The 21,002-nt window shown below is 60.3% G+C and carries 24 protein-coding genes; 16 read left to right on the forward strand and 8 right to left on the reverse strand.

What is annotated here, in order from left to right; all coding sequences use genetic code 11:
- Window positions 1–11: 11 nt before the first annotated feature.
- A complete protein-coding gene (locus tag C6Y62_RS02395; RefSeq protein ID WP_173952641.1) occupies window positions 12–1,025 on the reverse strand; it encodes a serine hydrolase in 1,014 nt (337 codons plus the stop codon).
- A gap of 310 nt (window positions 1,026–1,335) precedes the next feature.
- Between C6Y62_RS02395 and C6Y62_RS02400 the strand changes: the two genes are divergently transcribed.
- The 16 genes from C6Y62_RS02400 to C6Y62_RS02475 all read left to right on the forward strand — a co-directional run bounded on the left by C6Y62_RS02400 (window position 1,336) and on the right by C6Y62_RS02475 (window position 13,916).
- Window positions 1,336–1,977, forward strand: coding sequence for a nicotinate-nucleotide adenylyltransferase (locus C6Y62_RS02400; RefSeq protein WP_173952642.1), 642 nt, complete (start codon window positions 1,336–1,338; stop codon window positions 1,975–1,977).
- Window positions 1,978–2,196: 219 nt separating this feature from the next.
- Window positions 2,197–2,610 (forward strand): ribosome silencing factor, encoded by a 414-nt coding sequence (rsfS, locus tag C6Y62_RS02405; protein WP_068463289.1) that lies wholly within the window; start codon window positions 2,197–2,199, stop codon window positions 2,608–2,610.
- A gap of 219 nt (window positions 2,611–2,829) precedes the next feature.
- Window positions 2,830–3,309, forward strand: coding sequence for a 23S rRNA (pseudouridine(1915)-N(3))-methyltransferase RlmH (rlmH, locus tag C6Y62_RS02410; protein WP_173953057.1), 480 nt, complete (start codon window positions 2,830–2,832; stop codon window positions 3,307–3,309).
- A gap of 286 nt (window positions 3,310–3,595) precedes the next feature.
- A complete protein-coding gene (locus C6Y62_RS16165) occupies window positions 3,596–4,039 on the forward strand; it encodes a hypothetical protein (protein ID WP_198491331.1) in 444 nt (147 codons plus the stop codon).
- Between the two features lie 379 nt (window positions 4,040–4,418).
- Window positions 4,419–6,293, forward strand: a complete 1,875-nt coding sequence (locus tag C6Y62_RS02420; RefSeq protein ID WP_173952643.1) for a methyl-accepting chemotaxis protein — start codon at window positions 4,419–4,421, stop codon at window positions 6,291–6,293.
- Entirely contained in the window at window positions 6,268–6,594 is a 327-nt protein-coding gene (locus tag C6Y62_RS02425) for an STAS domain-containing protein (protein ID WP_068463297.1), read from the forward strand. The genes C6Y62_RS02420 and C6Y62_RS02425 overlap by 26 nt, the downstream gene beginning before the upstream one ends.
- Window positions 6,594–6,959, forward strand: a complete 366-nt coding sequence (locus C6Y62_RS02430) for a response regulator (RefSeq protein ID WP_068463299.1) — start codon at window positions 6,594–6,596, stop codon at window positions 6,957–6,959. Before C6Y62_RS02425 ends, C6Y62_RS02430 begins: the two co-directional genes overlap by 1 nt.
- Window positions 6,960–6,988: 29 nt before the next feature.
- A complete protein-coding gene (locus tag C6Y62_RS02435) occupies window positions 6,989–9,271 on the forward strand; it encodes a chemotaxis protein CheA (protein WP_173952644.1) in 2,283 nt (760 codons plus the stop codon).
- A gap of 4 nt (window positions 9,272–9,275) precedes the next feature.
- On the forward strand, window positions 9,276–9,761 hold the full coding sequence (locus C6Y62_RS02440) for a chemotaxis protein CheW (protein WP_068463303.1): 486 nt from the start codon (window positions 9,276–9,278) through the stop codon (window positions 9,759–9,761).
- Window positions 9,758–10,657: a CheR family methyltransferase gene (locus C6Y62_RS02445; protein ID WP_173952645.1), complete on the forward strand. Its 900-nt coding sequence runs from the start codon at window positions 9,758–9,760 to the stop codon at window positions 10,655–10,657. The genes C6Y62_RS02440 and C6Y62_RS02445 overlap by 4 nt, the downstream gene beginning before the upstream one ends.
- Complete coding sequence (locus C6Y62_RS02450) at window positions 10,654–11,727, forward strand: protein-glutamate methylesterase/protein-glutamine glutaminase (RefSeq protein ID WP_068463307.1); 1,074 nt, start codon at window positions 10,654–10,656, stop codon at window positions 11,725–11,727. The genes C6Y62_RS02445 and C6Y62_RS02450 overlap by 4 nt, the downstream gene beginning before the upstream one ends.
- 2 nt (window positions 11,728–11,729) lie before the next feature.
- Window positions 11,730–12,119: a response regulator gene (locus tag C6Y62_RS02455; protein ID WP_068463308.1), complete on the forward strand. Its 390-nt coding sequence runs from the start codon at window positions 11,730–11,732 to the stop codon at window positions 12,117–12,119.
- The gene (locus C6Y62_RS02460) at window positions 12,116–12,652 is read left to right on the forward strand and encodes a chemotaxis protein CheD (protein WP_068463310.1); all 537 of its coding nucleotides are present in this window, start codon (window positions 12,116–12,118) and stop codon (window positions 12,650–12,652) included. The genes C6Y62_RS02455 and C6Y62_RS02460 overlap by 4 nt, the downstream gene beginning before the upstream one ends.
- Window positions 12,653–12,688: 36 nt before the next feature.
- Complete coding sequence (locus tag C6Y62_RS02465; protein WP_173952646.1) at window positions 12,689–13,063, forward strand: hypothetical protein; 375 nt, start codon at window positions 12,689–12,691, stop codon at window positions 13,061–13,063.
- On the forward strand, window positions 13,048–13,584 hold the full coding sequence (locus tag C6Y62_RS02470; protein ID WP_173952647.1) for a hypothetical protein: 537 nt from the start codon (window positions 13,048–13,050) through the stop codon (window positions 13,582–13,584). The genes C6Y62_RS02465 and C6Y62_RS02470 overlap by 16 nt, the downstream gene beginning before the upstream one ends.
- Window positions 13,585–13,727: 143 nt before the next feature.
- Window positions 13,728–13,916 (forward strand): hypothetical protein, encoded by a 189-nt coding sequence (locus tag C6Y62_RS02475; RefSeq protein ID WP_068463316.1) that lies wholly within the window; start codon window positions 13,728–13,730, stop codon window positions 13,914–13,916.
- Here the strand turns inward: C6Y62_RS02475 and C6Y62_RS02480 are convergent.
- The 7 genes from C6Y62_RS02480 to fliF are packed head-to-tail and all read right to left on the reverse strand — an operon-like array spanning window position 13,906 to window position 20,966.
- Entirely contained in the window at window positions 13,906–14,256 is a 351-nt protein-coding gene (locus C6Y62_RS02480; protein WP_173952648.1) for a hypothetical protein, read from the reverse strand. The genes C6Y62_RS02475 and C6Y62_RS02480 overlap by 11 nt on opposite strands.
- Before the next feature lie 50 nt (window positions 14,257–14,306).
- A complete protein-coding gene (locus C6Y62_RS02485) occupies window positions 14,307–14,879 on the reverse strand; it encodes a lytic transglycosylase domain-containing protein (protein WP_173952649.1) in 573 nt (190 codons plus the stop codon).
- On the reverse strand, window positions 14,827–16,290 hold the full coding sequence (gene fliK / locus C6Y62_RS02490) for a flagellar hook-length control protein FliK (protein ID WP_173952650.1): 1,464 nt from the start codon (window positions 16,288–16,290) through the stop codon (window positions 14,827–14,829). Before fliK ends, C6Y62_RS02485 begins: the two co-directional genes overlap by 53 nt.
- Window positions 16,290–17,480 (reverse strand): hypothetical protein, encoded by a 1,191-nt coding sequence (locus C6Y62_RS02495; RefSeq protein ID WP_173952651.1) that lies wholly within the window; start codon window positions 17,478–17,480, stop codon window positions 16,290–16,292. The genes fliK and C6Y62_RS02495 overlap by 1 nt, the downstream gene beginning before the upstream one ends.
- Window positions 17,480–18,673: a MotB family protein gene (locus C6Y62_RS02500; RefSeq protein WP_173952652.1), complete on the reverse strand. Its 1,194-nt coding sequence runs from the start codon at window positions 18,671–18,673 to the stop codon at window positions 17,480–17,482. Before C6Y62_RS02500 ends, C6Y62_RS02495 begins: the two co-directional genes overlap by 1 nt.
- Window positions 18,670–19,284 (reverse strand): hypothetical protein, encoded by a 615-nt coding sequence (locus C6Y62_RS02505; RefSeq protein WP_173952653.1) that lies wholly within the window; start codon window positions 19,282–19,284, stop codon window positions 18,670–18,672. Before C6Y62_RS02505 ends, C6Y62_RS02500 begins: the two co-directional genes overlap by 4 nt.
- The gene (gene fliF / locus C6Y62_RS02510; RefSeq protein WP_173952654.1) at window positions 19,281–20,966 is read right to left on the reverse strand and encodes a flagellar basal-body MS-ring/collar protein FliF; all 1,686 of its coding nucleotides are present in this window, start codon (window positions 20,964–20,966) and stop codon (window positions 19,281–19,283) included. Before fliF ends, C6Y62_RS02505 begins: the two co-directional genes overlap by 4 nt.
- Between the last annotated feature and the right edge of the window lie 36 nt (window positions 20,967–21,002).

The following is a 21,002-nucleotide window of genomic DNA, read 5'->3' on the forward strand; positions in this document are numbered from 1 at the left end:
TCTTTTTCATTTCAACTTTGCGCCTGTGTGATTTTGTCATGAACCTTGGTCAGCACGCTTGAAACGCTTTTGACATATGCGGCCACGGTCTTGTCCTGTGGTCCGTCGGCATCGTTCCAGTTCACAATGAACGAGAATGTCACCGGCACCGTGCGCACCATCATCTGGCCGCCGATGGCCATGCAGTGGAAGCCGTTCCAGTCAATGGAACCGCCCTTGCCATACGCCGCCGTTCCCGCAGGCACGGATGCAACGATGCCATCGGCCATTGCTGAAATGCGACGGAATTCGGCCAGCGTCTCGGGCTGCTTGAAAAACGCGCCGCTCAAAGCGCGCTTATAGTAGTCGACCAGTTGCGAAGCCGGCGTCGCCATCGTCGAAACGTCATTCAACGCCGGGCGATATTTCGAGGTATCTGCCTTGTCGTTTTGAACGATTTCACTCAGCGCCTTCCAGCCCAGATCGACACCTGGCTGCGATCCGGTGAGATACGAGAAAAACTTCCGCGTTGAATCAGGGATGCGCACATCCTTCAGCCCCGCGTCCGCAATGAATTTGCGTACGCGCTCGGCGCCAACGCGATTCATGATGGCGTCCGTCGCGGTGTTGTCGCTGTGTGCGATCATCGCCTCCAGCACATATCGTGCCGCGATGGTTCCTGAGACATGTTCATAGACAGGGCCGCTCAACGCGCGATTGCTGTCATCAATAGCAAGCTGCTCAGCCTCATCCTGCCGGCCAGCTTCCAGTTCTTGCAGGTATGCCGCAAGCACAAAGGTCTTGAAGCAACTGCCGCAGAACAGCGCTGCATCGGCGTTGTATGATGCACGCCATGGCTGGTCAGCATGATCCACATCGATCTGCGCGCCCTTCACGCCGGGGAGAGCCAGAAATGGCGCCAGCACACGCGGGATGGCGCCACCGCCGGCACTGCCGACCACCGATGCCGCAGACGCTCCCTTGTCAGAAAGCGCTGCAATAGCAGCCGCACCCACCGCCGAACCCAGGAACTGGCGCCTGCGCATTTGTTTCCTCCCGAACGCGCAGCGCAATGCGCGCGCAGCAAGAGCAATGACAGAGCAATTGTCACCGGGCCGTTACCGAAGTTGCATGGCGAATGCGCGCATACACCGCCGAGAGCGGAGGCGATGAAAAGCGCTTAATTTGCGGCAGTTTGGAACCAACATCGTCCGGGTGGCTTTGCTCATCGTTCAACTCTTTCAATCGCTAAAGCCGCAAAACAGGCTACAGTGCCGGCACGGCTCCGCTTCATGCAAACCATGACGGCCGCTTTCCCCGAAGCCCGATCGAAATTCGCCCATGCAGCCCACCTGAATGTCGTATCCAGCCCCGCACGCAACCAACCGCTCCATCGTCCCACCGCTTGCCTTTGCCGGTGAGCGCATCGGGCTGATGGGCGGCACGTTCAATCCACCCCATGAAGGCCATCTGGCGTGCGCTGAGACGGCCCTGCGCAGACTGCAGCTCAATCGCCTGTGGTGGATGGTGACGCCGGGCAATCCGCTCAAGCAGAACGATGGCCTGCCAACACTTGAGCAGCGCATCGCCGCCAGCCGCAGCCTCACCCGCAACGATCCGCGCATCGTCGTCACCGGATTCGAGCAAGGCCTTTCTGCGCGCTATACGTTCAGCACCCTGCGCTATCTCAAGCAGCACATGCCGGGCGTGCGCTTCGTCTGGATTATGGGCGCTGACAATCTGGTCGGCTTCAACCGCTGGCAGAACTGGCGCGGCATCGCAAATCTGGTGCCGATCGCGATCGTTGATCGGCCGGGCTGGCGACACGCGGCACTCGCCTCGCCCGCCGCCCGTGCACTCGCCCGTTTTCGCCTGCCCGAATCCCGCGCCGCCCTGCTGCCGATGGCAGATCCGCCCTCGTGGGCCTTCCTGACGACGCGCCTTTCGGAGCTGTCCTCAACCTCGCTGCGCACCCCTTCCGATGACGCAACGCCATGAATTAAAAATGTTTTCGTCGAACCGACCCTAACCGTACCAGAACCTTTACATCCATTAACTATTGCTGAAACCGCTGATCGCACCGTATGCTCCACATAGCGGCTGGCAGATGCTGACCGTTGAAGAGCGTATACGGCGCACTATCTGTGAGAGTTGAATAGCGCTCCGTAGCGCAAGCTCCCGGTTGGAGCGCCACGAGAAAGGGATGACTGGCACACGATGCGAACCGCGCTTGAGGGAGCCCACAGTGGCCCGCCTCATGCCGATCCCCTCCCTGACGGGCGGGATGCGGCAGACCTGCTGAAACAGATCGTTTTCTGGCTCGATGAGGCCAAGGCCGAGAACATCGTAACCATCGATCTGGCAGGAAAGTCTTCAATCGGTGATTTTATGGTCGTCGCCACTGGCGGATCAGATCGTCATGTTAGCGCCATCTCCGAACAGCTTTCCCGCAAGCTGAAAGAAGGCGGCAGCGCTAGCGTGCGCACCGAAGGGCGTCAAACCAGCGATTGGGTTCTGGTCGATACCGGTGACATCATCGTCCACATCTTCCGTCAGGAAGTGCGCGAGTTCTACAACCTGGAAAAAATGTGGTCAGCCGATCGGCCGGAAGAGCCGAAAACGGCGCACTGATGCGACAAGGGGCGGAAACGCCCCTTTTTTGTTTGGCCTGCGCAGCCACCGGCTACGGCTCTGTCGCCAATCACACCGGATGCGCGACGACAAGAGTTGCGTCTACTTCGGCGGCGTTTCATCTACGGGCAGGCGATGCCCAGCGACGAACTGATTGCGGTGAAGCATGTCACGCTCCGCCCGCGCCGGCCCATCTCCCTAGTTAGGCCCTCTGCTATTATGCGACTGACCGTTGCCGCTGTCGGACGGCTTAAAGATGCCGAACGCGAACTCGTCGAGCGTTATGCGAAGCGCTTCGACCCCACCGCGCGCCCACTCGGGCTCGGCCCGCTGACCATCCACGAATTGAACGAAAGCCGCGCCGGCTCGGCTGACGCGCGCAAGGCGGACGAAGCCACCCGACTGCTGAAAGTCGCCGGTCCGACCACGCCCCGCGTCGTTCTTGATGAGCATGGCAAAACGCTATCCAGCGAAGCGTTCGCAGCCTGGATCGGACAGCAGCGCGATGGCGGCTGCAAGACGCTGGCCTTCCTAATTGGTGGGCCCGACGGGCACGGCAGCGAGACCCTTACCGGCGCCGCCTTGAAGCTCTCGCTCGGGCCAATGACCCTGCCGCACGGGCTGGCGCGGGCTGTTCTTGTCGAGCAGCTCTATCGTGTCGCGACCATTCTGGCCGGCCACCCCTATCATCGCAGCTGAACGCGACGATGCCAAACGAGCCGGCATCCAATGCCGCACCAAGCGCCGTGCAACAAATTTTTCCGCATGCGTACAACTCTGCATGCGCGAATGACTGCGCGCCAATGCCGTTGAAAATCCGGCATTTTCTTTCGCAAGGAGTGGCTGCGAAAGTCACTGATTAACACAATCTAACTTTGCGTCGGATACCCCGAACAATCCATTTTATCGAAGTTTCATGGCTTTCGGCGACTGTGGTCATACAGCCTCGGCACGTTAGCCGACATCTGACTTCGGAGGGAATGCCATGGCGAAATTTTACACTGCGCTGTCGGCCTGCTGCGGCGCGGCGCTCGCTGTTGCAGCACTTACAATGACTGCCGAGGGCCGCGGCGGCGGTGGCTTCGGTGGCGGACACGGCGGCTTTAGTGGTGGTTTCAACGGCCCCCATGCCGGCGGATTTGAACCGCGCCCTGGCGGCGGCGGTTATGGTCCGGTTGGTCCCGGCGGTGTCGAACGCGGCTATCGCCCCGGTGGTCCTGGCTACGGCCCCGTTCCCGGTCGCCGCAATCCCTATGCGATGGGCGCAGTGCCGTTCATCAGCATGGATTATAATGACCTGCTGCAAACGCCGCCGAACAATACTGGCTCGCGCCTCCCCAACGACTGCAACTATCTTTATGCGCGCGCAATCGAAGCTGGCACCCCCGATATGTGGCGCCTATTCAACGACTGCGCACACAACCGCTAACACTTCTTAATCACTGCCGACGCCAAGGACGGACGATAGTCCTCCCTCGCGCAGAAGGTCCGCCCGCATCAACGGGCGTTCTTTCTGCGCATTTTTTTTTTGCGCAGGCCATATCCAATATCCATTGAATTACCCGGCGTTGCAGCGCTCCGCACCAATCGTTTGCACTGTGAGTTTATTCATCTGCACGCCAATCAAGCTTGATTATCTGTCTAAGCATGACGGGATAATTCATTGTTAGCATTAGCATCCTATAGTCCAACACATGACGGATTGATCAGCGCTGCTGGCGCCATCAATTGGCATGATGCCACCCCCGTTATGCCGGTGCGAGCCCGGTATGTTGTCCGCTAATCCGCGAACAAGGGGCCGCCCGCACATGGTGCTCGCCAATTTGAAAGTCTCCCGCAAACTGGCGGTGGGGCTGATGTGTGTTCTCGTCGCTTTTGCCGTCACGGGGACCGCATTCTTTTTCACCCTTCTTTCTATTGAACGCGCAAACGAGGAAGTGACTTCGGCCTCAAGCCTTAGCAAGCACCTCGTTTCGGCAACTGCCGCTATCTATGATGAGCAACAGGCCATCATGGACAATGCCGGCTCAGCTGCAATGCAGGCCGCTGGCCAGCGCTTCAGCGAACAGTTGATCTCCGCGCGCAACATCATCGCTCACAATCCGGCGCATGCAGCCATCGCGGCTGACATCGATGCGATGGACAAGAATGTTGCCAGCTGGCGTCGCTTGGCCGGCATGGGCGACTACACAAACAGCAGCGCCATTTCAGCGTTCGCTAGTGCGCGAGCCTCTTCGGAAGCAGCGAAAAACGATGCCAATGTGTGGCTCGACAACGCCCAGGCGAACCTCAGCGAAGCACTTTACTATTCGCGCGCCACTCAGATGATCGGCAGCCTGCTGGCCATCGCCATGGCTCTCGTTTCTGGCTGGTGGATGTCACGCATGATTGCGCATCCGATCGGTCAGATCACGGGCGCCGTCACCGGACTTGCTGCGGGCAACAACAATGTTCAGGTTCCTGAACTTAACCGCACCGACGAAATCGGCCTGATGGCCACGGCGGTGGAAAGCTTCAAGCGCGCTGCGATCGAAAAGAAGCGCCTTGAGGATGAAACCGCTGCTGCTGCTGCTGCCGCCGAAGAAGCGCGCGTGAAGCAGGAAGCCGAGAGCCAGTTCTATGTGGACGCGCACAACACGTTCATGCGCGACTTCTCGAATGCGCTTGAGCGCCTCTCTAAGGGTGACCTGACCTTCCGTCTCAACACGCCCTTCACTGAGGACTACGAGAAGATCCGTCACGACTTCAACACGACGGCATCCAGCCTGCAGGAAGCAGTCCTCACGATTGCATCCAGCACCCAGGCGATCCGCTTTGCCACCAACGAAATCTCTACCGCTGCCGACGATCAGTCGCGTCGCACGGCTCAGCAGGCTGCCAGCCTTGAAGAGACCGCTGCCGCTCTCGACCAGATCACTGCAACGGTGAACAAGACGGCTGAAGGCGCAGGCCACGCCCGTGAAGTGGTGGCTTCCGCGAAGTCGGACGCTGAGAAGAGCGATGAAGTCGTTCGCAAGGCGATTTCTTCGATGGGCGACATCGAGCGTTCTTCGCAGCAGATCAGCCACATCATCGGCGTCATCGACGAGATTGCCTTCCAGACCAATCTTCTCGCACTGAACGCGGGCGTTGAAGCTGCCCGTGCCGGTGAAGCTGGACGCGGTTTTGCGGTCGTTGCATCGGAAGTGCGAGCACTGGCACAGCGCTCCGCGGAAGCTGCCAAGGAGATCAAGGGCCTCATCTCCGCTTCGACCAAGCAGGTCGAGCAGGGTGTGGACCTCGTCGGCCAGATGGGCCAGGCGCTCGAACGCATCATGACCGAGGTTACGGAGATCAACACGATCGTCTCCGAAATCGCGGCCGGTGCCAAGGAGCAGGCTGTCGGCCTTCAGGAGATCAACACTGGCGTCGGCCAGATGGATCAGGTCACCCAGCAGAACGCTGCCATCGTCGAAGAGACAACTGCCGCCAGCCACGGTCTATCGCGTGAGATCGAAAAGCTGATGGACCTCGTTGGTCGCTTCGAGACGGGGCAGGATCTCAATATGGATCGGCCTGCACGGGATTCCCGCCCGGCTCAGAAGACCCACACAGCACTGAAGACTGTTTCGGTTCGCGGCGTCCCCGCAGCCGTGCGCAAGCTGGAGGCCATTGCCAATGAGCAGGACTGGGAAGAGTTCTAGAACTGGAACGAGAAGGACAGCCAAGAAGCGGCTGCAGCTCCCGGAAGTTCTCGATCTGACGGCAGCAGCCCCTCTGGCCCAGTCCTTCATCACTCGCCGTGGCGCCGATCTCACCATCGACGCCAGTCAGGTTCGCCGGGTTGGTGCGCAGTGCATGCAGGTTCTGCTTGCCGCTGCCACCACCTGGAAGACTGACGGCAAGAAACTGAGTCTGGAAAAGCCAACGGAAGAATTCCTGGAAGGGTCACACCTTCTAGGACTCCGACTTGAAGACGACCTGGCAGTAGGGGAGCCGGTTTGATGACAAAAACAATTCTCACCGTCGATGATTCCCGCACCATGCGTGAAATGCTGCTGCTTGCATTGCAGGAAGCGGGTTTCAACGTGCTGCAGGCGGAAGACGGCATGATGGGGCTGGAGGTTCTGAAGGACCGCCAGGCCGATGTCATCATCACCGACATCAACATGCCGCGTCTGGATGGCTTCGGCTTCATCGAACATGTGCGCCGTGATTCAACGCATCGTGCCGTCCCCATTCTCGTGCTCACCACTGAAAGCGACGCCGAGAAAAAGAGCCGCGCACGCAGTGCAGGTGCCACGGGCTGGATCGTGAAGCCTTTCCATCCGGTCAAGCTCGTCGACGCCATCCGTCGCGTTTCGGCCTGATAAACTTCTGACTTCGAGGCAGCAGCGATATGGATTCGCTTCGACAAATATTCTTCCAGGAATGCGAGGAACAGCTCGCCGAACTGGAATCGGGACTGCTCGAAATCGAGGGCGGCAGCGAAGATCCTGAGATCGTCAACGCCGTTTTCCGTGCGGTGCACTCAATCAAGGGCGGCGCAGGTGCGTTCGCTCTTGAGGATCTGGTGCGCTTCGCACACGTCTTCGAGACCGTTCTCGATGAAGTGCGCAAGGGCCGCCTCAGCACCGCATCACCGGTGACGGAAACCTTGCTGCGAGCGGCTGACGTACTGGCTGACCTCGTGCGCGTTGCACGGGATGGCGGCAACGTGAATGAGGAGCGCATTCACACTTCGGCCGATGAGCTGGCCGCGCTGTCTGGTGCACCTATTGGCGCAAACGCCGAGCCGGAAGAAGAAGTCAGCTTCGAAGATTTCGGGTTCACGCCGGTCGCGATGGATTTCCCGGTGTTTGATGACATCGCTGTCGTCGATACTGTCTCCGTCGAAGCCGAAGCAGAGCCTGACGCAACGACCTACACCATCTCCTTCCGTCCTCACCCCGGCCTCTACACCAACGCCAACGAACCTGTCGTGCTTCTGCGCGAGCTTTCGCGCCTCGGCGATGCGCAGATCGTTTGCGACACTAGCACCATTCCGACGCTGGAAGAACTTGAGGCCGAGGGATCGTATCTCGCCTGGACAATCACGCTGACGACGACGCACGAAGAAGACGACGTCCGCTCGATCTTCGAGTTTGTCGATGGCGATTGCGATCTTGAAATCATCACCGGCAATGCCGCAAGCAGCAATGACGAACCCGCTGGCGTCGATGATGATATCGCCGCTCTGCTGGCCCGCGTGCGCGGTGAGTTCACCGAACCGGTCGACGAAAGCGCCTCTCCAGCAGCATCTGCCGCAGACGTCGTCGTAGGCTTAGCCGGCAGCGCAACGGCTGAAACCGCAGCTGCAGCAATCCCAAGCACGCCAATCATTGAAGCTGAAGCAGCCAAGCCGACGCCGGAAGCAGCCAAGACACCGCCCCCTGCCAAGGCCGAAAAAGCCGCTGGCTCGGAGGCACCGTCTACGAACCAGACCATTCGCGTTGATCTCGATCGCGTCGATCGCCTGATGAACCTCGTCGGCGAACTCGTGATCAATCAGGCGATGCTTTCCCAGCGCCTGACCGACGCCGGGCTGGCCCGCGACTCCGAATTTGCAACCGGCCTCGATGAATTCGAGCAGCTTACGCACGACATTCAGGAAGGCGTGATGGCCATCCGCGCGCAGCCGGTTAAATCGGTGTTCCAGCGCATGCCGCGCCTCGTGCGCGAAGTGGCCGCCATCACCGGCAAGAAGGTGCGCCTGGTCACGGAAGGCGAAGACACAGAGGTCGACAAAACCGTTATCGAACGGCTGGCCGATCCGCTGACGCACATGATCCGCAACGCGATCGACCACGGCCTGGAATCACCCGAGAAGCGCCTCGCCGCCGGCAAGCGCGAAGAAGGTCTGGTGCGTCTTTCCGCCAGCCATCGCTCCGGCCGTATCGTCATCGACATCGCCGACGACGGCGCCGGCATCAATCGCCAGCGTGTGCGCGCGATCGCCGAAGAGAAGGGGCTCATTCAGCCCAACGCTCAGCTCACCGATGAGGAAGTCGACAACCTCATCTTCCTGCCGGGCTTCTCGACTGCATCAACCGTTTCGGACATTTCCGGACGCGGTGTCGGCATGGACGTTGTCAAAAAGTCCATTCAGGCACTCGGCGGTCGCGTCTCGATCACATCCCGCCCCGGCGAAGGATCAACCTTCACGCTCAGCCTGCCGCTAACGCTTGCGGTTCTGTACGGAATGGTCGTCACCGTAGCGGAGCAGACGCTGGTCGTACCGCTGACCTCCATCGTTGAAACGCTGAAACCCAAGGCAGGCGACATTCACGGCTTCGGCGGCGACTCCCGCGTCATCTCGATGCGCAACAACTTCCTGCCGCTGATCGACGTTGGGCGCGAGCTTGGCTATCGCAGCCAGCCTGCCGATCCAGGCGCTGGTGTTGCATTGCTGGTCGAATCCGATGGCGGCGCCCACAGCGCTCTGATGGTCGATGCCATTCAGGGCCAACGCCAGATCGTCATCAAAAGCCTTGAAGAAAATTACGGCCGCGTTCCAGGCGTCGCCGCCGCAACCATTCTTGGCGATGGTCGCGTGGCGCTGATCCTTGACGTCGATGCAATCGTCGCTGCTTCCCGCACGGGAGCCAGCAATTCAGAAACCGCCTTTGCCCTTGCAGGTTAGTCCTATGAACGCTTTCAGCGCTGCTCTTGTCCAGGAAAAGCACACCGGCCCTGCTCGCGAACTCATCGCGTTCGCCGTCGGCCAGCAGGAGTTCTGCATCGACGTCATGGCGGTGCGTGAAATCCGCGGCTGGACGCCGGCAACGGTACTGCCGCACTCGCAGTCCTACGTTCGCGGTGTCATCAATCTGCGTGGCGCCGTTCTGCCCATCATCGATCTGGCGGTGCGGCTCGGCTTCCCGCCTGTCGACGCGATGGGGCGGCACGTCATCATCGTCGTCAAGGTGCGCAGCCAGGTCGTCGGCCTGCTCGTCGATGCAGTATCGGACATTCTCACCGTTACGGATGCCGAAATGCTGCCGCCGCCGGATGTCGCGTCGGACATGGCCAAGCATTTCGTGTGCGGCCTGCTTGGCATAGACGGACGGATGATCAGCATTCTGTCAGTTGAAAACGTGCTGCCTGAGCGCGAGGACGGAGAAGCGGCATGAAGCCGGCAGTGGCACGCTCATCCTTGCGTCGGGAAGCCAGTCTGATCGATGGCGAGTTCGCGTTCACGCAGGACGATTACCGCCAGATTGCGGACATCGCCTACAATGACGCGGGCATCGACCTCGGTGACTCGAAGGCCAGTCTTGTCTATTCGCGGCTCGCCAAGCGTCTGCGCACGCTGCAGCTTGAGAGCTTCCGCAATTACTGCGCGCTGCTGTCACGCGACGAAGGCCGCGAGGAACGCCAGCAGATGGTGGCTGCTCTCACCACCAACGTCACGCGCTTCTTCCGCGAGCCGCATCACTTCGAACACCTGAGAACGCAGGTGCTGCCGAACCTCGTCAAGTCGGTGCGTGCCGGCAAGCCGATGCGCATCTGGTCAGCCGCGTGTTCCAGCGGTGAAGAGCCTTACTCTATCGCGCTTTCAATCCTTGCGGCCATGCCCGATGCGGCTTCGCACAACGTGCGCGTGCTGGCGACGGATATCGATCCGAACGTGCTGCACAAGGGCGACACGGGCATTTACAGCGACTCCGCCATGGCGTCGGTGCCCAAGGAAGCGCGCAATCGCTGGTTCAGCCCTACCACAGATGCAGCAGGCAACCGCGCGTGGAGCGCAGGGCCGGAGCTGCGCAAGATCGTTACTTTCAAAAAGCTCAACCTCATCGGCCAATGGCCGATGCGCGGCCCGTTCGACGCCATCTTCTGCCGCAACGCGCTCATCTATTTCAAGGAAGATACGCAGGTCGACATCTGGTGCCGCTTCGTGCCGCTGCTTGCGCCGGGCGCTTACCTTTACATCGGCCACTCCGAGCGTCTCTTCGGCGAAGCCGCGCCGTACTACGTCAACGAAGCCATCACAACGTATCGTCTTGCGGAGGCCGCCACGCCATGAGCCCCGTCCGCGTTCTCGTTGTCGATGATTCCGCCACCATGCGTGGTTTGATCTCGCTCGCGCTGCGGCGTGATCCCGAGATCGAAGTTGTTGGCACTGCCAGCAATCCCATGACCGCGCGTGACGCGATCAAGGCGCATAATCCTGACGTCATCACGCTCGACGTCGAAATGCCGGGCATGAACGGTCTGGAGTTTCTGGAGAAAATCGTTCGTCTGCGCCCGATGCCCGTCATCATGGTTTCGAATCTTACCGGTGAAGGAACCGAAACAGCCATCGAGGCGATGCAGATTGGCGCTGTGGATTGCATCGCCAAACCGCAGCCCGGTGATGTGCAGCCGTTCGCGGAACTGCCCGGCAAGGTGAAAGCTGCCGCAGGCGTGCGCGTGCGTCCGCGTGCGGCTGGCACCGCAGCCGAAAGCAAGTCCTCCGCGACCGGTGAGCGCCGTCGCCCGATGCTGGCATCCTATGAGCCGGACGGTCGCGTCATTGCCATCGGCTCGTCAACGGGGGGCGTCGAAGCGCTTTCGACACTGATTGCTCAGCTTCCCGAGAACTGCCCGCCGATCATGATCGTGCAGCACATGCCGCCCGATTTCACCGCCAGCCTCGCCACACGCCTGGATCGCCTTTATGCGCCCAAGGTTGTCGAGGCAAAGGACGGCATGCCGATTGAAGTTGGGCATGTCTACATTGCTCCCGGCGGCCCGAAGCATCTCGAATTACAGGATCGATCCGGGTTGCGCTGCCATCTTGTCGGTGGCGGACCGGTGAACGGTCACTCGCCATCGGCGGATGTGCTGTTCAAATCGGTCGCGCAGACCGTCAAGGGCGATGCCATCGGCATCATTCTCACCGGCATGGGGCGTGATGGTGCCCAGGGCCTGCTTGAAATGCGCGACGCCGGAGCGCGAACCATCGGCCAGGATGAGGCTTCAAGCCTGATCTACGGCATGCCCCGTGCGGCTTTCGAAATCGGTGCTGTCGAACGCCAGTTACCCCTAGATCGCATCGCAAACGCAGCTCTCGTCATGACCAACCTGCGCGGTCGCCAAGGTAGGGAGAACTAAAAATGTCACTCGCAGACCAACTGAAGATCCTCATCGTCGATGACACAACTACAAGCCGCATGCTGGTGCGTGACGGCTTGCAGGAGATCGGCATCAAGAACATCTCGTTCGCATCCGATGGCGAGCAGGGCCTGAAGCACGTCATGACCCAGCAGACGCATCTGGTCATTTCCGACTTCAACATGCCGAAGCTTGATGGCCTGGGTCTGCTGCGCGCAATCCGTCAGCACGGTCCGATCCAGAAGACGCCGTTCATCATGCTGACCGGCAAGGGCGACAAGGAACTTGTCCAGAAAGCCATTCAGTTCGGCATCAACAACTACCTGACCAAGCCGTTCACCGTACCAGCACTGAAGGGCGCCCTTGAGGCAGTGGTCGGAAAGCTGTCATGACGAACACGCTCTGCGCCCGCAAGCATGTCATGGAAGGCCAGTTCCACGTCTCGGACGATCCTAATCTCGTCCTGACCACGGTGCTCGGTTCTTGCGTGGCCGCTTGCGTGCGCGATCCCGTGGCGCGCATCGGAGGCATGAATCATTTTCTTCTGCCTGGCGATGCCGATCGGCTGCAATCGCGCGATGCCGAGCGTTACGGGGTGCATCTTATGGAGCTGCTCGTAAACGGACTGATGGCCCGAGGGGCACAGCGCAACCGGCTGGAAGCCAAGTTGTTCGGCGGCGCGCGCACAATTTTCAAAAGCTCCGATATTGGCGCGATGAATGCCGAATTTGCTCAACGCTTTTTGAAGACTGAAGGCATTAGCCTGGTCGGCAAGAGTCTCGGTGGGTCAAGCGGTCGCCGACTTGAATATTGGCCCGTCAGCGGGCGCGCACGGCAAAACTTTGTTGGCGATGCCGTTCCATTGGCGCCGCGTCCTGCACCTGTTGCTCCGCCGATGCCCGATGGTGATCTGGAGCTGTTCTGAAAGGCGGGCCGCAAACGGGCCCTGTGTGTGAGTGAAATGAAAAACGAGAACACCGCGCCAAGCGAGCCAACCTCCATCCCGACGCTGTTGAGCGTCGTCAGCGATGAATTGAATTTTCTCGCCACCGATGTTGAGCGCCTGCACGACATCGTAGAGCTGCCCGGCGTGCGCGATTCACTGCGCCAGGCCCAGTGCTTCAATGTTCTGCAGGGCATCGATCACATCACCCAGAATCTGGCGGGGCTTGCCGACTTCCTGAAAACGGTGGCGGAATCCGCTCCGCCCGCATGGCAGATCGACACCCGCGCAGCATGCGATGTCGTCCTGCTGGCTTCCCTGTGTGAGCGCCTCAAGCAACCGTCTCAGCCCCGCAAGGTGCACGCCGGGGGTGACGAATGCGAGTTTTTCTGAGCCGCGGCTCGCGCCCTCATTCCTTCACGGAAGTACTTGAAAGCGTCTCACGCGCCGCTGGCATCGATCTTGGCGACAGCGAGAAAGGCCCGCGCTCTGTCTTCAGGCGCGCAGCCGCAACCTTCAATCGTTTGTCGGACTGGCAGCCGCATCAGAACGCAGCCGGCACCCATCGCCGCGCCAATGCTTCCCATCACGCTGCCGGTACTAAGTTCGACGCCGAAACGATGGAGCGCTTCGCTTCTCCCTCGTATCACATCCATGAATATCTGCAGCATCAGGACGGACGACGCGCCGCCAGCGTTACACCTGCGCGCAGCATCGATCCGAAAATTGTTGCGCGGGAATTGCGCATCACAACCCGCATGTCCGTAACGGATCTGACGCGTCTGCGCCGTACATTTGCGCTCGCCAATCACCCCGATCGGCTGGCTGAGACCGAACGTGAGATTGCAACGCGCCGCATGATGATTGCCAATGAACTGATCGACGATGCCATGAAGAAGCGCGCAACGCGCTGAGCGCATTTACACGCTGCGACACTACATGCAGCGCCTGCCACCGAAATACAGAAAATTTGAACGATCGATTTGAGGCAAACCCAACACCTCTTCAATATGATCGGGGGCAAATCAAAGCGTAAGAGTCAAAGGTTCAATCAACGATGGCCGCCGATGGAAATATTGCGCTCCTTGCAGAGCGTCGCGACCGTATTCGCGAGTGGCTATCGGAGCAGCCAGAAAACGCCGACGCTGACCAGAAGCATCTCGATTCCGGCAGCTCCGAGCGAGCCTATTGGCATCACGGTTATCAAGCAGCAATCGACGATGTGCTGAAGCTTCTCACACGCTGAAGATCCGGCAGCGCGGGCATTCCCAGCGCGTGCCCTTGCATCGTCCGGGATGGATGCGATTGCCCGGCGGGCTGAAGTCGTGGAACAACTCGCATTCTTTCTCGAATGCCGCCTGCGCCGTTCCGAAGAATGTGAACTTGAACATCGCGTCCGAACCGATGCACTCGCGCAACTTGCTTGCCACATCGCTGTCCGATCGGCCGATATGCCTAACCTGAAAGTTGCCCATGCGGTCCATGCGTCCCAACGCGTAGACACCCGCGGACCGGCGCGCAACAGCACCATCGATGCCTTCGAAGCTAAGCCGGTAAGGGCCCAACAGCCCCATCTTTCCTGCCATCACGTCTGCCCCTGATCTCGTTCCGCAAAGATGCGCACCATCACTTCGCTTCAGCCCGCGCAAAACTGGCGCGCTTCATCCGTCCACTCGCCAAAACCCGTCGTCACCATGCGCTTGATAACCCGGCACACATAGGCCTTTTGCGCCGGAAAATTCTTCGGCCCGGCGTGATAACGCGCGATGGCCATCGTCCACGTTCCTTCGCGCTCTTTCAACTCGCTGAGAAACCGCGCCGCATAAGCTACGTTCTTTTCCGGATCGAACATCTCTTCCAGCGAGTCAAACTTGCGACCGTGATACCGGTGATTGATCTGCATGCAGCCAACATCGATATAACGCGCGCCCTGCCCCTGCGCCTTCTCAATGGCCGCGAGCGCTTCAGCCTTACTCAGGTTGTAGAGCGCGCGACCGTCGACGTTGATCGCATACGGCGTCAGCCTCCCGTTCTGGCCGGACTCCGTCAAACCGACAGCATAAAGCATTCCCAGCGGCACGTTATGCAGCGCCGCCGCGCGCACCAGCTCCTGCTCGCAAACGTTCATAGGCGAGCCATCAGCCAGCGCTGCCGTGTTAAAGATAAAGCCCGCCAGAAGAGCGATGAGCGGAAGCCTCATTGCCATCATTCCGATTTGCCTGTCCGCCTTGGTTGCCTGCCTCATCCCAGGAGTCACCACGCCCCGATTGGCGCTGATGTTCCGAAGCACCCGATTGGGATTGCCAGGAAGATTGCGATTGCGGTTGTCCGCCGCTCTGCTGGCCAAACTGTTGCGACGTCCCATTGCGATCGCCTTCCACAACCCGGATCGATGTTGCGTCAACGGCATATCCAGCCGAGCGCAGCAGCTTCGACAACGTGTCCTGATCGTTACGGATCAGCTCCGCCGTGTCGCTGCGCGATGCCTCGACATGCACCGTCAGCCCCTCGTTCTTCAGCTCCATGCGAACCGTAACGGTTCCCATATCGGCGGGCTGGAGCTGGATCTGCAGCACCTTCAGCACCGGCTTTGGCGTTGCGGGATCTGCTTCACCGGCCATATGTCTGGAAAACACCGGATCAGCCGCGATGCCTGCGCCGATACGATCGGCCACCTGTTGCGCAGGCCGCATCCCAGCCGTTGCGAGTTCATCGACAACAGGCAGAACGCCTTCAAGTGCGCCAGTGGCGGAAGCATCAACAGCGCCATCGCCCTCCGGCGCTTGCGGCATAACGGGCGGGAAGTGTGCTTCCTGCCGCATCACCTCAGCGCGCAATGCCTGTCGCGGAGCGAGTGCAGTTTCCGCAACGGCTTCCGGTGCTACGGCGGCGGCATCAAGCGGACTATCTGCTACCGCCCCCGGCATGGCGACTGCTTCCGCCGCGCCGGACTTGTTCCGACCACCGATTGCAAAATTTCCGGCTCCCAACCGCGCAGCATCCACATCCGCGCCAGCTTCAGTGCCAAGATCGGATGTGACCGCAGAGCCGCCGCTGTTATTGAACACACTCGCAATACGAGCCAATGCCGCCTGCGCGCCCTGTCTGGCGGCTACGTCCGTCGGTCTTGCTCCGCTATCCGTGCCGTCGCCATCGCTAGAATTTGCAGCCCGGTTGGCCTGTCCGCTCTGCGCGGCGGCAATAACGGCCGCCAGCTCACTTGCGGCCGCGGCAAGCGCGGTCTGAGAACCGCCAGCCAAGGGTTGCTGATAGTCGGGCTGACCTCCTGCTACGCCATCGGCAACGACATTCTCCAGCGCATCTTCAATCTGCGCTAAAAACTGTCGGGTCGCATCGCCGCTGCCAGCTGCTGCAGTCGGCGCAATCCCGCCCCGAGCGCCTGCACCCGTTGCAGCATTCGATCGCTTGCCCGCGTCCGCTGCGCCAGCGCCAGATTTTTCACCTTTGCCGTTGCCGTTTTGAACATCTGACAGCACGTCGCCGAATCCCCCGCTGGCCGACTGCTCGCCGCCCTTGGCGCTGTTTCCCCGCACAGCAGAAACCGCATTCGCCGTTGCTGCGCCGGCCGAGCTGGATGCAACGTTACCTGGTGTTGTCATTATGGAGTCCCATTCAACAGCTCGTCCGCGCGCGCCATCGCGGCTTCAGCATTGCCGACAATCGGCAGCTCCTCAACCGGCTGCCCGTTGTCAGCGGCGTCCGATGCGGGCTGCGGCTGTGCAGCTTGAGCCTGCGCTACGGTCGGCGACTTGGCAATTGCGCGCGCAACGGCGAATGCCGCATTAAGCAACGCTTCTTCGCGCACACCCAGCTTCGAACGATCGATCGACCAGAGCGCGCGCGCACCTTCGTCATGCTGATCTGTTACCAGCAGCGCTGACGCTTCGAACAGACGCATCCGGGTCGCAAACATCGGATGCGTCTGCGCATCTATCGCGGCAAGCCGAGCTGCAAAACGCACGATTTCCACGTTGGCGCGGACAATGCCTTCCTCGGCCAGCGCGAGACAGGTATGCGTGCGCACTTCATCCGGCAAATCGCGCAGCATTTCCTCAATCACTGACAGTCGCTGCTCATTGACAGGATAGCCGCGCCCAACGACCTCGGCGGCAAACTGACGTTCGAATGTGCGCGCGAATATGGAGTTGCCGAAGCGACGGAAGTACTGCGACGAGAGAACCTCAAAGATAGCGAGCTCATTCATGCGCGCGGCCAGGATCGCTTGCCGCCGCAAAGCCGACTCTTCCACGATTGTGCCCGGCGCAATAACGCGCGCGCGATCAAACAGCGCAAACGCCTTACTCTGATCTTCGCTCACTGTAAGCACAGCGCGAACCAAGGCAACGTGACCGCCGATCGTGCGATCAAGCCCTTCGACATCTACACCTGAAAGAAGCTCCAGCGCTTCCTTGTCCGCCCGGTCGCTGTATGCCAGCGCACCCCGAACGAGACGATCCAGCCCCGCCAGATCGACCTTCGTTTCAATAAGTCGACGCAGGATGGTCGGATCGCCGCCACTCAAAACATAGATCACGGCAGCGCGCAGATTGCGCTCCTGCGACCAGACAGCAGTGTCTACACTGTTCAGCGCTTCGGCCAGTTCAGCCATGCGCTTGCGCTGTTCAATGCGCGACGTCTGTCCATCGGTTGCTGAGCTGTTCTGTACATTCTGCAGCTCACGCACCAGCTCATAGGGCTGTCGTTGCGCTGCCATCGCCTGCGCCGAAAAACCCATCAGCGGCAACAGTATGGCAGTCAACGCAACCGACCGGAGCAGGCGACCACGCATCAGCGGTCTCCCTTGAGCAGCAGTATCTCGACGCGGCGATTTTCGCCCGCGGTCGGATCAGCCGCGTTCTTCAGGTCATTATCCGCGTGACCCTCGATCCGCCGGAAGCGGTCATCGGGCACACCACCACGCGTCAGCATGTAATACGCCATCTGTGCGCGCGCAGTTGAAAGCCGCCAATTGTCGTTGCGATCCGAGCGAAACTGCAGGCTGTCGGTGTGACCGCGAATGACGATCGGCTCAGCGCGCGCCTGCAGCAGCGTGCCAATGCGCTCCAGCAGCACAACTAGTTCCGGGGTCGGCCGCACCGACGACACGCCGAACATTTCAAATTCGGCATTGTCGCTGATGTTGATCAGCACGCCTTCCGGTGTTTCGGTGACCTGTATTCCCGGAATGGACGGAAACCCTGCGTCGTCGACAGTTTTCTCGATCAGGCGTGCAAGCTGCTGAGGGTTACCGGTGCGTGCCGCTTCCTGCATCTGAGCGGAGCTGAGTGCAGCTTCACCGCCATCTGCCGAAGCCGCTGCGCCTTCCTGCGTGCCTGCATCGCTACTTTGATTACCGGCGCGCGCGCCTCGTCCGCTGCCATCAGGTCCGCCGCGGGCTGCCTCAGCCGCATCCACCATCGGCGATTGCCGTTCAGGAGTTGCACGCGCCGATGCTTCAAGGCCCGGATCGGGCTCGAATGGATCGCGAAAACCCATTGCGGAACGATCGCCCGAAGCATTCCCGTGCAGAGACGTGTTGCCCTCTTTGCGTGCGTCTACGGATTTGGCGATCTCTTCGAGTACTTCGTACGGGTTGCCGAGCAGCGTTATCTCGCCGTTCTTGGTCTCTTCCGCCTCGCTTACGCGCGATTCGCCTTTTACGTCGGTGTCCGACGGTGTCCCCGAACCGCGCTCGCGTGCGCCTTCCGGCTGCATCGTGAAAACGCCTTTCGGCTTGGTTGAAGCATCGCTCATCCGCATCGGATTGAAATAGTTCGCGACGCCGCTAATCGTCTTCTCGTCGGAAATGCCGATCAGCCACATGACCAGAAAGAAGGCCATCAGCGCCGTCATGAAGTCGGCGTGCGCAATTTTCCACACGCCGCCCTTGTGTGGCTCGTCGTGGTCGCCGCCCCGCCGCTTGATGATCACAAGCTCTTGCTGGGTGGTATCGTCCTGTCCGTCTGCCTGGCTACCATTCATTCTGTCGACACCAGAACTTCTTCAAGCCATGTCGCTATGCGCGTTTCCAGCACCGACGTGCCAGCCTTCACTGTAAGCTCGATGCTATCGGCTGGCGTAAAGACCAGCGCTTCGGCAATGGCCTGCGGCAGCCCGTTGCGCACCGCTTCAAACGTATCGGCTGGTCCGGCAATCTCGATTTTCAAACCCGGATTTGCCGCGGCAAGCTCTCTGACGGTAGTGCATATTTCGCTTACGGCGCGCATCAAAACCGCTTCAGCCAGGAATGGCCGCAGCACCTGTGCAACCGCATCCCCGACCTGCTGACCGTACTGCTGCAAAGCATCGGCGAACTTTGCCGACAGCGCCGAAGTTTCTTCGCACCACTCCGCGCGCGCCGCTGCCAAAGAAGCTTCAAACTCTGTGCGCTGCTGTTCCATGCGTGCATCGGCCGTCGCTTCGACAGCCTGGCGCCCCTCGACAAGCCCCCTGGCATAGGCCTCATCAAGCTTCGCCTCCCAATCAAGCTCATCAACAACCGACATAACCGGGGCGAGCACAGGGCTCGCCACCGGTTGCGGAAGTTCGCTCGCGAACTCGACAAGGAAGTTGGCTATCGGGACAGCACTCACGTCGTCACGCTCCCGCGCAGCCACTGCTTAAGGATCGTAACGGCCTGATCCTCGTCATACTCGATAATCTGTTCGAGGCGCTTCTGCGGATTGCGATTGATCTTGCTGGTGAGGTCTCCGATCAGATCCGGCTCGCCATCGTCCATCGCAAACGGCATGCCCCCGCCTGCAAACGCCATATCACCCCCACCGAACGACGGTGAAAATGCCGGCGCAATCTGCGGCTCGAACGGCAGGTCGCTCGTCACGGAGGCAACAGCAGCCGGTGCTGCGATCGGCTGATACTCCAGTAGCATCCGCGTTGCCGGACGCAGACCGAACCACACCAAAATCATCGCCGCACCAAGCACCGCCAGCGCCTTGATGAAGGTGCCCATCTCACCCATCAGGAAGTCCGTCACCCCCGGACCCGGCAGCGGCTCAAGCATCTCGCCATGCGGCATGAACTCAACCGCCGCCACCGTGATGCGATCACCGCGTTCGGTATCAGCGCCGGTTGCGGAAGCGACGATGTTCTCAACTTCCTTCAGCTTGGCAGCGATGGCGTCCGGCGCCGCGCCTTCGCCGAGCAACATTTCCAGACGCTTGCGGTTCAAGACCACCGCAACTGTCAACGCGTCGATGCGATATCCATCACTGACGGTCGACATCACCTTCGAGTTGGCCTCGTAGTTCTTCAGCTCTTCCTTGCGCTCGCTGGCGCGGGCAGAGCTGCTGTCGCCACCTGTCTGCGGCTGCTCTGCCGGAATGTTCTGCTCCACGCCGACAGGCTGCGAATTGCCTGCATCCCGCGCGTTGCTCTTTTCCTTGATCGTGCGACGCGAGCGTTCAAAGCGCGAATTCGGATCGTACGTTGTTTCGTTGATCTGGCGCTTGTCGATGTTGAGACGCGCAGCAACGCTGATCTGAAAGTTGTCGATGCCGATATAAGGCGCCAACGTCTGGCTGACATTCTGCTTCAGCTCGTTCGCAACCGTACGCTCAAGCTCCAGCATCTTCGTCGGCGCCGCATTGAAGGCACCTTCTCCGCCGGCCAGCACCGTGCCGTCCGTGCTCAACACGCGAACCTGGTCAACGGTCAGGCCCGGTACCGCAGCCGCCACCAGATGACGAATGGCCTGGGATGAGTTGAACTCTGAAGTGGAATCGGCCCGGATCACCACCGATGCAGAAGGCTTCTGCGTGCTGCGCCGGAACGAACCTGTATCCGCCATCACGATGTGCACACGCGCCGCGCGCACACCCTTCATGCCCTGAATGGTGCGACTAATCTCGCCCTCCAGCGCACGGACACGCGTGATCTCCTGCATGAACGATGTCAGGCCGATCGCGCCCATCTTGTCGAACAGCTCATAGCCCGCGCTGGCGCTGCTCGGCAGACCTTTTTCCGCCAGCAGCATGCGCGCACGAGAAGCCTGTCCCGGATGGACAAGCACAGCCGTGCCTTCAGGATTCACATCGAATGAAATGCCGCTTTCCTGCAGCGCTGCACCGATGCGGGCGGCATCCTGCGGCTCAAGTCCCGCATACAGCGTCTCGAAGTCAGGACGGCTGAGATAGTAGCTGCTAAGTCCAACGGCGCTGAATACAGCCAGCCCTACCAGGCCCAGCACCGCAAGGCGCCGTGGGCCGAGAGCCAAAAGGTTGTCGCGCAGTTGCTTGAGCTGTTCGCTCCAGTTCATTGCTTCCCCGGCGGTTACGAATCCGGCCTATGATTT

This window comes from Hyphomicrobium sulfonivorans, assembly GCF_013306565.1.
Taxonomy (GTDB): domain Bacteria; phylum Pseudomonadota; class Alphaproteobacteria; order Rhizobiales; family Hyphomicrobiaceae; genus Hyphomicrobium_A; species Hyphomicrobium_A sulfonivorans.

Excerpts from the sequence above, each read along its gene's own strand:
- C6Y62_RS02445 (WP_173952645.1), top strand. The coding sequence starts at position 9,758 with ATGAAGCCGGCAGTGGCACGCTCATCCTTGCGTCGGGAAGCCAGTCTG.
- C6Y62_RS02475 (WP_068463316.1), top strand. The coding sequence starts at position 13,728 with ATGGCCGCCGATGGAAATATTGCGCTCCTTGCAGAGCGTCGCGACCGT.
- C6Y62_RS02465 (WP_173952646.1), top strand. The coding sequence starts at position 12,689 with ATGAAAAACGAGAACACCGCGCCAAGCGAGCCAACCTCCATCCCGACG.
- C6Y62_RS02395 (WP_173952641.1), bottom strand. The coding sequence starts at position 1,025 with ATGCGCAGGCGCCAGTTCCTGGGTTCGGCGGTGGGTGCGGCTGCTATT.
- C6Y62_RS02450 (WP_068463307.1), top strand. The coding sequence starts at position 10,654 with ATGAGCCCCGTCCGCGTTCTCGTTGTCGATGATTCCGCCACCATGCGT.
- rlmH (WP_173953057.1), top strand. The coding sequence starts at position 2,830 with ATGCGACTGACCGTTGCCGCTGTCGGACGGCTTAAAGATGCCGAACGC.
- C6Y62_RS02460 (WP_068463310.1), top strand. The coding sequence starts at position 12,116 with ATGACGAACACGCTCTGCGCCCGCAAGCATGTCATGGAAGGCCAGTTC.
- C6Y62_RS16165 (WP_198491331.1), top strand. The coding sequence starts at position 3,596 with ATGGCGAAATTTTACACTGCGCTGTCGGCCTGCTGCGGCGCGGCGCTC.
- C6Y62_RS02500 (WP_173952652.1), bottom strand. The coding sequence starts at position 18,673 with ATGAATGGTAGCCAGGCAGACGGACAGGACGATACCACCCAGCAAGAG.
- C6Y62_RS02480 (WP_173952648.1), bottom strand. The coding sequence starts at position 14,256 with ATGGCAGGAAAGATGGGGCTGTTGGGCCCTTACCGGCTTAGCTTCGAA.
- C6Y62_RS02440 (WP_068463303.1), top strand. The coding sequence starts at position 9,276 with ATGAACGCTTTCAGCGCTGCTCTTGTCCAGGAAAAGCACACCGGCCCT.
- C6Y62_RS02420 (WP_173952643.1), top strand. The coding sequence starts at position 4,419 with ATGGTGCTCGCCAATTTGAAAGTCTCCCGCAAACTGGCGGTGGGGCTG.
- C6Y62_RS02400 (WP_173952642.1), top strand. The coding sequence starts at position 1,336 with ATGTCGTATCCAGCCCCGCACGCAACCAACCGCTCCATCGTCCCACCG.
- C6Y62_RS02495 (WP_173952651.1), bottom strand. The coding sequence starts at position 17,480 with ATGCGTGGTCGCCTGCTCCGGTCGGTTGCGTTGACTGCCATACTGTTG.
- C6Y62_RS02430 (WP_068463299.1), top strand. The coding sequence starts at position 6,594 with ATGACAAAAACAATTCTCACCGTCGATGATTCCCGCACCATGCGTGAA.
- fliK (WP_173952650.1), bottom strand. The coding sequence starts at position 16,290 with ATGACAACACCAGGTAACGTTGCATCCAGCTCGGCCGGCGCAGCAACG.
- rsfS (WP_068463289.1), top strand. The coding sequence starts at position 2,197 with ATGCGAACCGCGCTTGAGGGAGCCCACAGTGGCCCGCCTCATGCCGAT.
- fliF (WP_173952654.1), bottom strand. The coding sequence starts at position 20,966 with ATGAACTGGAGCGAACAGCTCAAGCAACTGCGCGACAACCTTTTGGCT.
- C6Y62_RS02455 (WP_068463308.1), top strand. The coding sequence starts at position 11,730 with ATGTCACTCGCAGACCAACTGAAGATCCTCATCGTCGATGACACAACT.
- C6Y62_RS02485 (WP_173952649.1), bottom strand. The coding sequence starts at position 14,879 with ATGATGGCAATGAGGCTTCCGCTCATCGCTCTTCTGGCGGGCTTTATC.
- C6Y62_RS02435 (WP_173952644.1), top strand. The coding sequence starts at position 6,989 with ATGGATTCGCTTCGACAAATATTCTTCCAGGAATGCGAGGAACAGCTC.
- C6Y62_RS02470 (WP_173952647.1), top strand. The coding sequence starts at position 13,048 with ATGCGAGTTTTTCTGAGCCGCGGCTCGCGCCCTCATTCCTTCACGGAA.
- C6Y62_RS02425 (WP_068463297.1), top strand. The coding sequence starts at position 6,268 with ATGAGCAGGACTGGGAAGAGTTCTAGAACTGGAACGAGAAGGACAGCC.